Origin of the sequence: Spirosoma liriopis (assembly GCF_023196085.1) — a bacterium.
Taxonomy (GTDB): domain Bacteria; phylum Bacteroidota; class Bacteroidia; order Cytophagales; family Spirosomataceae; genus Spirosoma; species Spirosoma oryzicola.
Genome location: NZ_JALPRF010000002.1, coordinates 1566067 through 1581291 on the forward strand (window position 1 = coordinate 1566067; position 15225 = coordinate 1581291).

General features: G+C 53.5%; 9 protein-coding genes. 6 read left to right on the plus strand and 3 right to left on the minus strand.

Annotated features, from left to right (window positions below):
* Positions 1-133 precede the first annotated feature (133 nt).
* Together M0L20_RS15500 and M0L20_RS15505 are read left to right on the plus strand one after the other, a co-directional pair.
* Entirely contained in the window at positions 134-1807 is a 1674-nt protein-coding gene (locus M0L20_RS15500) for a UxaA family hydrolase (protein ID WP_248477834.1), read from the plus strand.
* A gap of 72 nt (positions 1808-1879) precedes the next feature.
* Positions 1880-2653 carry an SDR family NAD(P)-dependent oxidoreductase gene (locus tag M0L20_RS15505; RefSeq protein ID WP_248477835.1) on the plus strand — a complete coding sequence of 258 codons (774 nt, stop codon included), beginning with the start codon at positions 1880-1882 and terminating at the stop codon, positions 2651-2653.
* Between the two features lie 122 nt (positions 2654-2775).
* Here M0L20_RS15505 and M0L20_RS15510 read toward each other — a convergent pair whose 3' ends face one another.
* From M0L20_RS15510 to M0L20_RS15520, 3 genes are all read right to left on the minus strand, one after another.
* On the minus strand, positions 2776-5412 hold the full coding sequence (locus tag M0L20_RS15510) for a glycoside hydrolase family 2 protein (protein ID WP_248477837.1): 2637 nt from the start codon (positions 5410-5412) through the stop codon (positions 2776-2778).
* Between the two features lie 29 nt (positions 5413-5441).
* Entirely contained in the window at positions 5442-7715 is a 2274-nt protein-coding gene (locus M0L20_RS15515; RefSeq protein WP_248477839.1) for a GH92 family glycosyl hydrolase, read from the minus strand.
* Positions 7716-7807: 92 nt separating this feature from the next.
* Positions 7808-11038 carry an Ig-like domain-containing protein gene (locus M0L20_RS15520; RefSeq protein WP_248477841.1) on the minus strand — a complete coding sequence of 1077 codons (3231 nt, stop codon included), beginning with the start codon at positions 11036-11038 and terminating at the stop codon, positions 7808-7810.
* Between the two features lie 182 nt (positions 11039-11220).
* Between M0L20_RS15520 and M0L20_RS15525 the strand changes: the two genes are divergently transcribed.
* The 4 genes from M0L20_RS15525 to fucP all read left to right on the plus strand — a co-directional run bounded on the left by M0L20_RS15525 (position 11221) and on the right by fucP (position 15224).
* Positions 11221-12075, plus strand: a complete 855-nt coding sequence (locus M0L20_RS15525; RefSeq protein ID WP_248477843.1) for a fumarylacetoacetate hydrolase family protein — start codon at positions 11221-11223, stop codon at positions 12073-12075.
* 87 nt (positions 12076-12162) lie between these two features.
* Positions 12163-12990, plus strand: coding sequence for an amidohydrolase family protein (locus M0L20_RS15530; RefSeq protein ID WP_248477845.1), 828 nt, complete (start codon positions 12163-12165; stop codon positions 12988-12990).
* 15 nt (positions 12991-13005) lie between these two features.
* A complete protein-coding gene (locus M0L20_RS15535; RefSeq protein ID WP_232561830.1) occupies positions 13006-13791 on the plus strand; it encodes an L-fucose dehydrogenase in 786 nt (261 codons plus the stop codon).
* A gap of 41 nt (positions 13792-13832) precedes the next feature.
* Positions 13833-15224 (plus strand): L-fucose:H+ symporter permease, encoded by a 1392-nt coding sequence (gene fucP, locus M0L20_RS15540; RefSeq protein ID WP_248477846.1) that lies wholly within the window; start codon positions 13833-13835, stop codon positions 15222-15224.
* Position 15225 lies beyond the last annotated feature (1 nt).

Here is a 15225-nt window from a genome sequence, read left to right on the forward strand (position 1 = left end):
TGAAGAAGCGCGGAATCAAATACCAAAACTTGGGATTGCCATTCACATTCGCAAGAGGGGCAGGCAAAGATTTTTAAGAAAGGGTGGTATATTTCGGGCTAATGCGTCTCTTACTGTAAAAAATACTTAGCGAATGTCTGCCCGTGTGCTGAAAGTTCATCCTGCTGACAACGTCATAGTCGCGTTGCGCAATCTGTCGGCTGGTGAACGAATCGAGTTTGAAAATGACGTTTATGAGCTTCCTTACACTGTGGAAGCGAAGCATAAATTTGTGACCGAAGATCGGCAGCCCGGCGATCCGATTATCATGTATGGCGTACTGGTCGGTAAAGCGACGCAGCCCATCCGTAGGGGAGAATCCATTACAACGTTTAACCTGAAGCACGATGCCGACCACTACGGTCTGGATAAAAAACAGCCTTATTCGTGGCACGCGCCCGACGTTACCGCCTGGGAGAACCGGACGTTTATGGGCTATCACCGGGCTGATGGGAGCGTAGGAACGCGCAATTACTGGCTGGTGGTGCCGCTGGTTTTCTGCGAGAACCGCAACGTGCTGATTCTGAAAGATGCGTTCGAGCGTGAGCTTGGCTACGCGCAACCGGAAGTCTACCGCGATCAGGTGCACGAGCTACTGAGTCTCTACCGCGCGGGCGATATGAGCGTCATCAAGAAAATGCAGCCGTTCGTTGATGAATCGCAGAACAAGACCCTGCATCACACGAATCAGCAAACCGACCGACCGTTCAAAAATGTTGACGGCATCAAATTCCTCACCCACGAAATGGGATGTGGTGGTACGCGTCAGGATTCGGCGTATCTGGGCTCCCTGCTAGCCGGTTTTATCAACAATCCAAACGTCGCCGGTGCTACGGTGCTGAGTCTGGGTTGCCAGCATTTGCAGGCCGATATGATCAGCGCCGAGATCAAGCGGCAGAACCCTAGGTCCGATAAGCCGGTATTGCTGTTCGAACAGCAGGCCGGAACGGAGTATGCCTTGATGTCGCAGGCGGTCAAAGAAACCTTTCTGGGCTTGGTCGAAATAAACAAGATCGAACGGAAACCCGCTCCGCTGAGTGCGTTGACCGTTGGGTTGAAATGTGGCGGGTCGGATGGATTTTCGGGTATTTCGGCAAACCCGGCAATCGGTCATCTGTCGGATGTTATTGTCGCGCTGGGTGGTAAAACGGTACTGGCCGAATTCCCGGAACTGAACGGTGTGGAGCAGGAACTGATCAACCGTACCGACGACGAAGCCAAAGCGCAGAAGTTTATCAACCTGATGGGCGATTATTCAGCGCAGGCACAGGCCGTTGGCTCTGGCTTCGACATGAATCCTTCACCGGGAAACATTAAAGATGGATTGATTACCGATGCCATTAAGTCGGCGGGTGCGGCCAAAAAAGGGGGAACAGCTCCCGTAGCCGATGTGCTGGATTATGCCGAGCCGATCACGACGCCCGGTCTGAATTTATTGTGCACGCCCGGCAACGACGTTGAAGCCACGACAGGTATGGCCGGTTCGGGGGCAACTGTCATTCTATTTACTACTGGTTTAGGGACGCCGACAGGAAATCCGGTCTGTCCGGTTGTCAAGATATCGACCAATACCACGCTCAAAAATCGCATGCCGGATGTCATTGATTTCGATAGCGGTCCTATCGTAGATGGTGAGCAGGGTATCGAGCAAAATGCCGACGCGTTACTGGAATACATCATCCGACTGGCTTCGGGTGAGGAGATAACCCAGGCCGAACGACTCGGACAGGACGATTTTATTCCCTGGAAGCGGGGCGTGTCTTTATAATCAGCGCATCAGTGAACGCGTGGATGGGCGAAGAGCCATTCACGCGTTCATGCTTTTACTTCTTTACGTTTTATGTTTTCACTCAACAATAAAACCGCTCTGGTGACGGGTGGAGCCAGCGGGATTGGACTGGCGATTTCACAGGCATTTGCGGAAGCGGGTGCCACGGTTCATATTCTGGAAATCAACCAGGATCTGGCGAATCAGGTAGCCGATGACATCAAGGCGTCGGGCGGACGGGCCGAAGCGCATGCCATCGATGTGTCGAACCAAGCGCAGGTCGTTGACCTGATCGGTCAGATTGCCTCGCAGGGACCAATTCATATTTTGGTCAATAACGCCGGAGTAGCCCATGTTGGTAAAGCGGATACCACGGATGAAGCGGATTTTGAACGCATCTTTCGGATCAACGTCAAAGGTGTTTATAACTGCCTGTACGCAACAATTCCCCATTTTAAAGCCAACGGGGGCGGGGTGATTCTAAACATGGCATCAGTAGCGGCATCGGTCGGTATTGCGGATCGGTTCGCGTACTCGATGAGTAAAGGGGCTGTATTGACGATGACCTTGTCGGTAGCCAAAGATTATTTGAACGACAATATTCGGTGCAACTGCATTTCGCCCGCCCGCGTCCATACGCCGTTCGTAGATGGATTTCTGGCAAAAAATTATCCGGGTCAGGAAGCCGAAATGTTCGAGAAACTGTCTAAAACGCAACCCATTGGCCGGATGGCCGAGCCGAAAGAAGTTGGTGCCCTGGCGTTGTACCTCTGCTCCGACGAAGCGGGCTTCATCACCGGCACGGATTACCCGCTGGATGGTGGATTCATCCGGCTAAACAATTAAAGCGGATTAGCAGAAAAACGAGGTGTCGGCAGGGCCACCCGCGTTCAAAATGGATAGTCGGCAGTGGTGTCGGTTTTAAGAAACCGACACCACTGCCCTCCGCGTTTTTCTGCTTATGTCGATTACTTACCAATCGATACCGTCTGCTCGGGTACATTCCAGCCTTCTACCGACACAAGGGGCGAATTGGCCGTTGGGGTATAGTCTATGACCACTGTTTTCTTCTCGCCGGGAAGCACCGATACATAATTGTCGCTGTAGAAAACGGGTAGTAGCCGCTTCTTCGTCTGCGGATCAAGCAACGACAAGCGGTTGAAAAAAGCGACCGGACTGCCCGCCGGATTGGTTAGCGTTACTTCTAGTTTTTCAATTGAAACCAGTCGTGTGCTGATCTGCACCGGTGCTTTCGCCATCTGTTGCAAACCCGAATACGTACCGTTGGCATCGGGAAGCCAGTACAGGTTTTCGCTGATCGGTTTTTTGTCTAAATCGAGCAGTTTGAGCGACAGAAACGCGCCTTTGTCTCTGGCTAGGGAACGTACTGTCCGGCCAATGGGCACGTAAGGGCGAACGAGCGTGGGACCAATCTCAGAAAACACCTGCGTCAACGTGCTGTCTTTTCCGGCCATGTCGTATACCTTGATCACCATCATCATATCGCGGTGGTAGCTGAACGTGTTGTTGGCTACCATGACCATGCTGTCCACTGGATTGAACATGATGTGGAGCGGCTCGCTACCGTTGTGCAGCCCGTAGAGACAAGCATTCGGGTCAAGGTAATAATCGTACATCTGACCGCGCAGGGCTGTCCACGGATTCTGCGTTTTCCAGATAATCGTTCCCGTGTACCAGTCCCACATGTGCGCCGAAAAACCTTCCATTAGACCCCGGTATTGATCGTAATTCACGAGTTGCGCTTTTCGACCAAAGTCGCGGGCGTCGGTTGCCTCGCCGTAGGGCGCAAAGGCTCCGTCGTAACCGATGTATTTGTGATAGTCCCACACCGAATCGACTTTCGCCCGCTTGCGGTCGGCGGAGTATTGTGGAGCAACCAGATTCTCTTTGGGAAGAAACCGCTCCAGCGACTCATAATCCCCGACACCCACCGAGCCAACTTCCGAGTTGAACGGCCAGGTGCGGTATTCCCAGAACTTCCGAACGGGTTGGATGCCGTAGGGTCCATCGCCGTTGCCTCCCAGGAAGTTAAAGGACATATCATCGGAATTGGAATAGTCAATAAACCAGCGGGTGCCATCGAGTCGGGGGAGGATGGTGTCGCGGAGGGGCGTCATAATATCCTGAGGCAGCGTAATTTCGTTGCCTCCGCACCACATCGCCAGCGACGCGTGGTTACGAATCATCTTAATCTGATCGATGGCCGAGGTCAGAAAAAGGGTGTGATCGTCCGGGTATTTCCGGCGCGCCCATTGGTCGTCTTTCTTCATCGGGTCAACCCAGCGCCCGTTGCAGTCGCCTGATCCCCAGAAATCCTGCATGACCAGCAAGCCGTATTTGTCGCACGACTGGTAAAATTCGGGACGTTCCGACAAGGCACCACCCCAGATACGAAGCAGGTTAAGGTTCATGTCGCGGTGAAACCGGATTTCGGCGTCGTAGCGTTCGGGTGAGAAACGGAGCATGGCGTCGGAGATAATCCAGTTGCCGCCTTTGATAAACACTTTTTGTCCGTTCACCAGGATCTGGCGGCTCCGCGTCGTGCTGTTCCATTCCGTTTGTATTTCCCGGACGCCAACCAGCAACTTTTCTACATCCGACGTTGTACCGCTAGCCGTTTTGAACTGAATCGTCATCGGGTAAAGAGGCTGTTGTCCGTACCCGTGCGGCCACCACAGTTTAGGATTGGTCAGCGTTAAGGCTGGCAAATCAACGGTCACCGAACTGCGTGCGTTGATGTTTACCGACTTGGTTACGGTCCGTCCGTCCAGTGTGTACGTCAGCGTACCCGTTTGTTTGGTCGCTGTCGGGTTTTCCAGTTCGGCCGACACCCGAATGGTTGCCGGTTGCTGCGGCCCGTCGGGATGCCGTTTGCCCGGTACGAGCGTGACAACGTGCGGGTTCTTGAGTTGTACCGCGCCTGTTTTTTCAACGATTACCTTATCCCAGATGCCGGTGTTGCGGTCGCGAATCGGCTGAATCCAGTCCCATCCGGCTACGTACTGATGCGCTACGTTGCGGGCAATGGTACCATCTCCGCCCTGTCCGCCGTTCGGATTGCCAACCGGATCGGGTGGGTAAACGATAACAGCCAGCCGGTTCTTTCCTCCTTTTTGCAGAAAGGGGGTGATGTTGAACGTCTTTCGCAGAAACATGCCCGTATGAGGCTTATCGGTTAGTTTATGTCCGTTCAAAAATACGTCGCAGCTGTAATTGATACCCCGGAAGTTGAGCCAGACCTGTTCGCCCGCGTTTGCGTTTTCGGTAAATTCCTTGACAAACCAATACGTGTAGTAGTCGCGACCGGTCTGGTAAATGTCCGGGATGTGCTTGTTGTTCATGCCGTAAAACGGGTCGGCAATCTGCTTGTTCGCAAGCATCGTCGTCAACACCGTTCCGGGCACAACCGCCGGTTGCCAGTTCGTTAGTGAATAGGACAGATTCGAAATCGTTGTCCCGGCTTCTTTTACCTGCGCGATGGGTCGGCACTGCCAGCCAGAATTCAATTCGTAGTTGGTTTGGCCGTAAACGACGCAGCGCAAGAGGCACAGGAATGCAATCAGTCGGTACGACAGTCGGTTCATAGGCGTAGTAGGGTCGAATAGAGGATAAGCTAGTAAACGGATTTGGGACGGTCCGTCGTGGCTACACCCCAGGTTGTGCTTGGTTTATCGCTCATTTCAATGGTCAGATTACCGCCATTGACCAGCGTCTGGTGGAGCAGGTACGAGCGTGTGTACGGCTTGCCATCGAGCGTAATTCGCTTGATATACCGGTTTGCTTTGCTGTTGTTTACGACGTTGATGCGGAACGTTTTACCATTCGCCAGACGCATCGTAACCTCATCGAAAACGGGGCTGCCGAAAACATACGCGCCATTGGCCGGATTGACCGGATAAAAACCCAGTGCCGAAAAAACGTACCAGGCCGACATCTGACCAACGTCTTCGTTACCGCACAGACCGTCGGGCTTGGGCGCGTACAAGCTATCCAGGATGTAACGCACTTTGTCGGCGGTTTTCCAGGGCTGACCCACGTAAGCGTACAGGTAGGTAATGTGGTGGCTCGGTTCATTGCCGTGTGCGTACTGCCCGATCAGGCCGGTGATGTCGTTCGAGGCTTCGCCACCCATATCGCCCTGAACCACAAACAGCGAATCGAGCTTTTGGGTAAAGGCTTTTTCGCCACCCAGCAACGTCATAAGCCCTTCCACGTCGTGCGGCACGAGCCATGTGTATTGCCAGGCGTTTCCTTCGGCAAAATCGTCTTTCATGTGGCGAGCTACCAGGGGGCTGAACGGTGTCCGGCGCTCGTTGTCAGAAATGCGTCCCCGCATGAAGCGCGTTACCGGATCAAAGTAAAACTGGTACGCTTTGGCTCGTTTGCTGAAATACGCGTAGTCGTCGGTCTTGCCGAGCTTCTTGGCGACCTGAGCAATGGCCCAATCGTCAATAGCGTATTCCAGACCCTGTGCTACGCTCTCTACCAGACTATCGCCCGGAATGTAACCCTGCGCTTTCACGAACTTCAGACCGCGTTCGTCGCGCATGGCCGATGCTTTCATGGCTTCGAAGGCGAGGTTAGCGTCAAAGCCCGTGAATCCTTTCAGATACGCATCGGCAACGACTGGAATAGCGCTGTTGCCGGGCATCGTATTCGTTTCGTTACCAACCAGATGCCAGATTGGGAGTTTGCCCTGCTGCTGATAGATCGCCAGCATCGAGCTGACCATGTCGTTGACCCGTTTGGGTTGCAGCAGCGTAAACAGCGGGTTAGCCGCCCGGTACGTGTCCCACAGCGAAAAGGTCGTCAGGTTTGTGAAGGACGCATTCTGGTGCAGCTTTTTGTCCGCGCCCACGTAATCGCCGTTGTGGTCGTTGAAGATCGACGGAGCGATCATCGTATGGTACAAGGCCGTGTAAAAGGTTTTCAGCCGGTCTTTGTTGGCGGTCTTGACCACTACTTTGCCTAATTCGTTGTTCCAGGCTGCGTCGGCATTGGTGGCTACCTGATCGAAATTCCAGTGCGGCACTTCGGACCGGATGTTAGCCAGCGCATTGTCGGGACTAACGGGCGAGATGCCTACTTTGATGGCTACTTTTTCGCCCGCTTGGGTCGCAAAGCTGACAACGCCTTTGGCGTGCTTGGCCGTAACGGTATTTCCCTCCACGGGCTTCTGGTCGTCGTACAGCGCTACTTGCTGAATCGGTTTCGCAAAAACAATGGCGAAGTAAAGCCGTTGATCGCGCGCCCAACCCCGCGAATAGCGGTAACCGACGAGTGTGGTGTCGTTTTTCTTTTCGAGATGGGTTTCGGTTGGAATGTCGCCAATGCCTTCCTGCAAATCAATCACGATATGCGCGTCAGACGATTTTGGAAAGGTGTAGCGGTGAATACCGACGCGTTCCGTTGCCGTCAACTCCGCCTTGATAGAATAACGTTTGAGGTTTACCGAATAATAACCGGGCCGTGCTGTTTTTTCGGTGTGGGCAAAACGGGATGCGTAACCGCTCTGGCTGTCTTTCGACGTGCCTTTGGTAACCTTAACCGGACCCGTGGTGGGCATGATCAGTATGTCGCCGAGGTCGCCGATGCCCGTACCACTGAGGTGTGTGTGCGCAAAGCCAATGAGCAACGAATCCGAATAGTGATAGCCCGAACACCAGTCCCAGCCTTTCGACATCTGGCTGGGGCCAAGCTGCACGGCTCCGAACGGGACGTTGGCTCCCATAAACACGTGACCGTGAAAGCTGGTGCCAATAAACGGATCGACGTATTGGGTAAGTTTGGTAGAAGAGGGGGCTGACTTTCTCGATTGAGCCGATACCAGACCGGAGCCAGTCAGCAGCAGAAGGGTTACTAGAGGATAAAAGAACGTACGTTTCATTCCGAGATGAACGCAAAAAGGGCGTCCCACCAAAGATAATACCCCCGGCTGGTTCAGCGAATCAACCGGGGGTATTCCTGCAAAATATGCTATTAATTGCCCGCTTTCAGCAATTTTAGCGTGCGTTCGGCTTGCTTCTCGTAACGAATACGTAGCAGATAAATACCCGGCGAAAGCTTTTCGCCAAACATTATCGTTTGTCCAGCTTTGGCTGATCCGAGTTGCAGGTGTTCGTGTCCGGTCTGGTCAACGACGTTCATGGAATGAATATCTCGCTCGGCCACAAACGTAAAGTAATCGTGTGCCGGATTCGGAAATACAGGGTTGTCGGCTACGTCGTCGGCACCCACGCGGGCTCCCGCCGGACAGACCGTAATAGTCTTGCAAAACGATTTGTACCAGGGAGCTGCCGAATAATTAATGCCGACGCAAACCTGACCACCCGAAAACCAGGGGCCGAAATTATACGTCGCCTTGCCCGCCTGCGTTGCGGTGATGCTCTGGCTGGAACCCGTAAACCACCACGAAAACTGCGTTGCGTTGGGTAGATTACGAGCGTTGACTTCATAAATCTTTACATCGTTGGGCCGGGCGCAGTCCGCACCGATCAGATCCGCTTCGGGACTTGGCGTTGTCGCATTGTTTACCTGAATCGTTACGCTGGCGGAAGTCGTTGTAGACCCCAGGTTATCGATGGCTTTGGCGGTCAGCGTGTAGGAGCCCGCGCTTACGCTATTCCAGGCGAATTGGTAGGGAGCGCTGGTAGTTTCGCCCAACTTGGTTGAGCCGTTGTAAAACTCGACTTTGGTGATGGTTCCGTCGGCGTCGCTGGCGTTTGCCGAAAGAGCCACGGTTGCCGGAGCCGTAAAGGTTGCGCTGTTGGCCGGAGTCGTCAGCGTCACGGTTGGCGACTGGTTAGCCGGTGCTTTTACGCTGATAGTGATAGCCGCTGAGGTGGCTACAGCCCCCGCGTTATCCGTCGCTTTAGCCGTTACACTGTACGTACCAGCACCAACCGCATTCCACGTAAACTGGTACGGAGCAGACGAGCTTTCGCCTAGTTTCGTTGTGCCGTTGTAGAACTCAACCTTGGTAATGCTTCCGTCCGCGTCACTGGCCGAAGCTGTCAGAACAACGTTAGCCGGAGCCGTGAACGTGGCACTGTTGGCTGGTGACGTAAGCGATACCACCGGAGCCTGATTGGTCGGCGTAGGGTTACTAATCTGAATGTTGGTTGCTCCCGAAGTGGTCGTTGCCCCCGAATTGTCGGTCGCTTTGGCGGTCAGCGCGTAGTTGCCTGCACCAACGCTTGTCCAGGTAAAGCGGTAAGGAGCGCTGGTACTTTCACCCAATTTGGTCGAGCCGTTGTAAAACTCGACTTTGGCAACGGTTCCGTCGGTATCGCTGGCGGTAGCGGTCAGCGTAATAGATGCCGGAGCCGTGTAGGTCGTACCGTTGGTTGGCGAAGTTAGTGACACACTGGGCGATTGATTCGTTGGAGTCGTTGGCGTTCCCGGACAAACGGTTACGGTTTTGCAATACTGGCTGTACCAGGGAGCTGCCGAATAGTTGATACCGACGCAAACCTGACCGCCCGTGAAACTGGGACCGAAATCGATGCTGGCTTTGCCCGCCTGCGCTGTCGTAATACTTTTCGTCGATCCGGTACACCACCACGAAAACGTAGTCGCATTGGCCAGCTTGTTTGCATTGACCTCAAACAACTGAACGGTGTTGGGGTACACACAATTGGGTCCGATCAGATCGGCCGTTGGGTCGGGATCGTTCTGGCTGTAAACAAGCACCGTCACTGCGCCGGAAGTCGTTACGGCTCCCTGATTGTCCGTCGCTTTGGCCGTGAGTGTATAGGTTCCGGCGGTCATGCCCGTCCAGGTGAACGTGTAGGGGGCGGTGGCGTCTTCGCCTAGTTTGGTTGATCCGTTATAGAACTCAACTTTCGAAACACTACCGTCATTATCGGTGGCGTTGGCTGCAATCGAAATCGTTGCCGGGAGCGGAAAGGCCGTATTGTTGGTTGGAGACGTCAGGCTGACAATCGGTACCTGGTTGGGAGCCGGGGCCGCTGTAACCTGTACCACCGATGAAGTCAGGTTGCCGTTGCTGATCAGGGCTTTAGCCGATAATGAATACGTTCCCTGCGGAACGCTGGCAATCGTCCACGAGTAAGGTGCCGTAGCGTCCGAGCCTAGCAGCGTTGTGCCGTTGTAAAACTCCACAGCCGTTGCCGAAGCGTTATACACTGAAGCGTTGACAACCAGGTTGGAGCCGATGGTTACGGTCGCATTGTTGGCTGGGCTAGTGATTGCTACCGATGGCGTCGCCGGACCAAAATCATCGGCGGGGTTAAGGATACGATCTTTCACCCACGTACCCGACGGGCTGGTATTGTTCCACTGCTGGCTGTTACAGGCTCCCGAGTTGAGAGCCGCCGATGACTCGCCCGCATCCGAGTAGGTCCAGTTACACCAGCTTATTTTCTGATTGCCCGGATTGTTACCCGCCATCAGATCGAGCCAGGCTTGCCCGTTGTTGAAATCCAGGCTTCCGCCACCCGAATACGTGGATGTACCCCACTCACTGAAAAAGATGGGTAGTTTGTTCGTAATAGACCGAACGTCGTTCTGAAAAAAGTGCGAGGCTGCGTAAAAGTGAACCGTATACAGCAGGTTAGGATAGCTCAGTTCGTTCCCAATCACATCCTGCGGTCGCTGGTCCCAGTTGGGCGTACCGACCAGCACGATGGCGTTGGGGGCGTTTTTGCGAATAACCGGAATGACCTGCTCGGCGTAGCTTTTGATCTGCGACCAGCTAACACCGTTCGGTTCGTTACAGATTTCATAGATAACGTGTTTCTTACCCGCGTTGCGTTGCGACATGATGGTAAAAAACTCAATGGCATCGGCGGTATGAACGTTTGGGTCGCCGGGGTTCAGAATATGCCAGTCGATGATGCAATAGATGCCGCTTTGCTCGGCCCAGTCAACAATCTGGTTGACTTTGGTACGCATCGCTTCTTTACCGCTCAGGTAACCGCCTTCGTCCACGTACATGGCAATGCGCAGCACGTCGGCTCCCCAGTCCTTAGCTACGGCCTGCACCGAACTCTGGGTGTAACACTGAGGAAACCATTGCAACCCGTGCGTGCTCACCCCCCGAAGCTGAATGGCTTTTCCAGCCTCATTGGTCAGTTGAGTACCGACCACTTTAAGCTGCCCGTTGGCCGCCAAAGGCGTCGGCGACTGGGCTACGGCCAACAAACTCGAAAGTAGGAGGCCGAAAATTAGAAACGTACAAATTTTCATAAAAAGAGAATAGTTAAGAACCAGGTGAATTTTATAGGCAATATACTACAGGTGTAAATAAAATGTGGCAAGTCGTGTATTTGCTTAAAGAAAAACACGGCTAATGGATTTCAAGGATTTACGGCAGAATGGTTAAACTTGCGGCTTAGTCTGCTTTTTCTGTCAACGTATCTTATTTCTGCATGAAACTATTCCGCTTCGGCCAGCCCGATCACGAGCATCCCGGCGTTTTGTTGCTCAACGGCCAGCACATTGACGTAACTCATTTTGGCGAAGATTTCGACGAGTCGTTTTTTGCCAGCAACGGCCCCGAACGACTGGCTCACTGGCTTGAGTCACACGCGCAGAACTGTCCCGAAGTGTCGTCCGATGAGCGCTTCGGTCCCTGCATCAAACGGCCATCCAAGATTGTATGCGTGGGGCTGAACTACGCTAAACACGCTGCCGAAACGAACGCGCCGATCCCGGCTGAACCGATTTTGTTCTTTAAAGCAACGACCGCCCTATGTGGACCGAATGATAACGTAGTGATACCGAAGCGTTCCGAGAAAACAGACTGGGAAGTTGAGTTGGCTATTATTATTGGTAAAAAAGCCAGTTACGTCGAGCTGGACGAGGCTATGGATTACATAGCGGGGTATGCCCTGCACAATGACTACAGCGAACGGGCGTGGCAGCTTGAACGCGGTGGGCAATGGGTCAAAGGCAAAAGTGCCGATACCTTCGCGCCCCTGGGACCGTACCTGGTGACGAAAGACGAAGTCGAAAACCCGAACGCGTTACGGCTGTGGCTCGACCTCAACGGAGAACATCTACAGGATTCCAATACGGATGACATGATTTTCAACGTACCGACGCTCGTTAGCTACATCAGCCAGTTTATGACGCTGTTGCCCGGTGATGTGATTTCGACCGGTACCCCCGCTGGTGTTGGTTTAGGACTGAATCCACAACGGTACCTGAAACCCGGCGACGTGGTCGAACTCGGTATCGAAGGGCTGGGCGAACAGAAACAAACAGCCATTGCTTTTGCCTAACTGTACCGTAGAGGACGGGTATGCGTGTCTGATCTTGCCCCAGGCTGGATACGCATACCCGTCTTTTCATAAACCAAAAGTCTGTTTATGACGATCGATGCGCATCAACATTTCTGGCATTACGACCCGGTTCGCGATAGTTGGATAACCGACGATATGACGGCCATCCGGCGCGATTTTTTACCCGCCGATTTGGAACCCGTACTTACCGAACACGGAATCGATGGCTGCGTAGCGGTCCAGGCATCGCAGTCCGAAGAAGAGACGCTGTTTCTGGTCAACATGGCGCAGAATTACGACATCGTCAAGGCCGTGGTGGGCTGGGTCGATTTGCAGTCACCAACTTTGAACGACCGGTTGGAAGCGTTCGCCACCTACGAAGAAATCAAAGGATTTCGGCACGTTGCCCAGGCGGAACCCGACGATTTTCTGGCAACGCCTGCGGTAATCCAGGGTATCCGGCAACTGGCCGCTTTTGATTTAACCTACGACATTCTTATTTATCCTACGCAGCTTAAGGCCGCGTTGCAACTGGTTCGCGCCGTTCCCGAAGTCAATTTTGTGATCGATCACCTCGCCAAGCCGTACGTCAAGAAACAAGAGATCACGCGCTGGTCGAATTTTATGACCGAGATCGCCAAGAACCCGAACGTTTCGTGTAAGCTGTCGGGGCTGGTAACCGAAGGTGACTGGCAAAACTGGAGCAAAAAAGATTTCTTCCCGTACCTGGATTTCGCCTTCGAGGCATTTGGCCCGGATCGGCTGCTGTTTGGTTCCGACTGGCCGGTATGTCTGGTAGCGGCTAACTACACGCAGGTCAAAAACGTCATCGAAGACTATCTGCTGCCCTGGGGTACGGAGGTTCGGGCAAAGGTGATGGGGGAGAATGCGGTGAAATTTTACGGCTTAAGCTGACAACTAACGTCAACCATGAATTTACATTTGAATGATAAGATTATCCTCGTCACGGGCGGGGCAAAAGGGATCGGTGAAGGTATCTCAACGGTGCTGGCGGCTGAAGGAGCCATCCCGGTAATCATCGGTCGTAGCGAAGCCGACAATCTCAAAACCGTCGAGGCTATCCGGTCGGCGGGCGGTCAGGCGCACCAGTTTGCGGCTGAACTGACGAAGCCGGAAGACTGCCAGCGGGCGGTTGAGCAAACGTTGGCGCAGTTTGGTCGCATCGACGGACTGGTCAACAATGCCGGTGTGAACGACGGCGTGGGACTGGAAAGCGGTAACTACGAGGGATTCATTGCGTCGATCCACAAAAATCTGGTGCATTACTACCTGATGGCGCACCATGCGTTACCGGCTCTTAAAGCGTCGAAAGGGGCTATCGTGAATATTGGATCGAAGGTAGCTGAAACGGGGCAGGGAAACACTTCGGCTTACGCGGCTGCCAACGGGGGGCGGAACGCACTTACGCGCGAATGGGCCGTCGAACTGCTGCCCTACAGCATTCGCGTCAACTGCGTAATCGTAGCCGAAAGCTGGACACCCTTGTACGCGAGCTGGATACAAACGTTACCCGATCCCGAAGCGAAACTAAAGCAAATCGTTTCGAAAATCCCGCTTGAACAACGGATGACAACTACCGAAGAAATTGCCAATACCGTTGCATTCCTGTTGTCGGACAAATCCAGCCATACTACGGGCCAGCTGATCCACGTCGATGGCGGCTATACCCACCTCGACCGTTCGATCACGGATTAAGCATACCTACGTTTTAAAACCTCCTAAACCCAAAGTCAAGAATGGCTTTACCAACCCCAACGACTCCACTTAAAGTAAAAGACGGAACCAGCGGTAATTACGGCATTGCGTTTGCGCTCGTTACCAGCCTGTTCTTTCTGTGGGGCCTCGCCAACAGCCTTAACGGATCGCTGATTAAGCAGTTTCAGATCGCGCTGGACCTGAACCGTTTTCAGGCCGGCATTGTCGATTTCGCGTTTTACCTCGGTTACTTTTTTATGGCTTTGCCCGCCGGATATGTCATGCGCAAATTCGGCTACAAACGGGGTATTCTGTTCGGGCTCTTGCTGTACGGTGGAGGAGCCTTTCTATTCTACCCAGCCGCCGAAGTGCGGGTGTACGGCTTTTTCCTGCTGGCCCTGTTTACGATGGCTTGTGGTATTGCCTTTCTGGAAACGGCTGCCAATCTGTACGTTACGGTTCTCGGCGATCCGAAGAAAGCCGAATGGCGACTGAATTTTTCGCAGTCGTTCAACGGAATCAGTACGATTTTGGGGCCGGTTATTGGCGCACTGTTTATTTTTTCCAAAACTGAGTACACCCCCGACATGCTAAAGGCGATGGCACCCGCGCAGGCCGAAGCGATCCGTGTCGAAGAAGCGCTTTCAGTGCAGGGGCCGTACCTGGTCATTGGTACGATCATTGCCTTTGTGACGCTGTTATTTGCGTTCACTAAAATGCCGGAGGTTGGTGCAGACGAAGAAAAGGCAGCCGGAAAAACGTCGATTTTTGGTGTATTGCGTCATCGTCATCTGGCGCTGGGCGTTATTGCGCAGTTTGCCAACGTAGGGGCGCAGGCGACCTTGTGGGGTTATTTCGTAGATCTCAAACTCGACTTCTCGCGCGACGGACACTGGGCGCTGGCGGAAGCGTACATGAACGCCATCAATTCGCTGACGGGTTCGCCAACGGATCTGTCGGCCACGCAGATCGCCGGTTTTCACGCATCGTTTGCATTAGTCCTGTTTATGCTGGGCCGGTTTGTGGGTACGTTCCTGATGGCTCGGGTTCGTCCAAATCTGGTCCTGGCTGGTTACGCATTAGGAGCAGTGATTATGGTGATCATCGCGATGCTAGCTGGTGGGCTAACCGCCGTGATCGCCCTGAGCTTCACGTACTTCTTCCAGTCGATTCAATTCCCGACGATCTTTGCGCTGGCAACTAAAGGACTGGGTGCTGAATCGAAAATCGCGTCGTCGCTGGTTATTATGAGCATTGTGGGTGGCGCATTGATGCCCCTCGTAGCCGGCGCGTTATTCGTCAACGGAGCGGTGTACGCGTTGCTTGTACCGCTGGTGTGTTTCTCGTTCATCGTCTTTTTTGCCTTGAACGGGTACCGTCTGACCACCGACGATCTTCATAGTTCAACCATTCCCCCCGAAATTGCTCCCTAAC

Excerpts from the sequence above, each read along its gene's own strand:
- M0L20_RS15500 (WP_248477834.1), top strand. The coding sequence starts at position 134 with ATGTCTGCCCGTGTGCTGAAAGTTCATCCTGCTGACAACGTCATAGTC.
- M0L20_RS15505 (WP_248477835.1), top strand. The coding sequence starts at position 1,880 with ATGTTTTCACTCAACAATAAAACCGCTCTGGTGACGGGTGGAGCCAGC.
- M0L20_RS15510 (WP_248477837.1), bottom strand. The coding sequence starts at position 5,412 with ATGAACCGACTGTCGTACCGACTGATTGCATTCCTGTGCCTCTTGCGC.
- M0L20_RS15515 (WP_248477839.1), bottom strand. The coding sequence starts at position 7,715 with ATGAAACGTACGTTCTTTTATCCTCTAGTAACCCTTCTGCTGCTGACT.
- M0L20_RS15520 (WP_248477841.1), bottom strand. The coding sequence starts at position 11,038 with ATGAAAATTTGTACGTTTCTAATTTTCGGCCTCCTACTTTCGAGTTTG.
- M0L20_RS15525 (WP_248477843.1), top strand. The coding sequence starts at position 11,221 with ATGAAACTATTCCGCTTCGGCCAGCCCGATCACGAGCATCCCGGCGTT.
- M0L20_RS15530 (WP_248477845.1), top strand. The coding sequence starts at position 12,163 with ATGACGATCGATGCGCATCAACATTTCTGGCATTACGACCCGGTTCGC.
- M0L20_RS15535 (WP_232561830.1), top strand. The coding sequence starts at position 13,006 with ATGAATTTACATTTGAATGATAAGATTATCCTCGTCACGGGCGGGGCA.
- fucP (WP_248477846.1), top strand. The coding sequence starts at position 13,833 with ATGGCTTTACCAACCCCAACGACTCCACTTAAAGTAAAAGACGGAACC.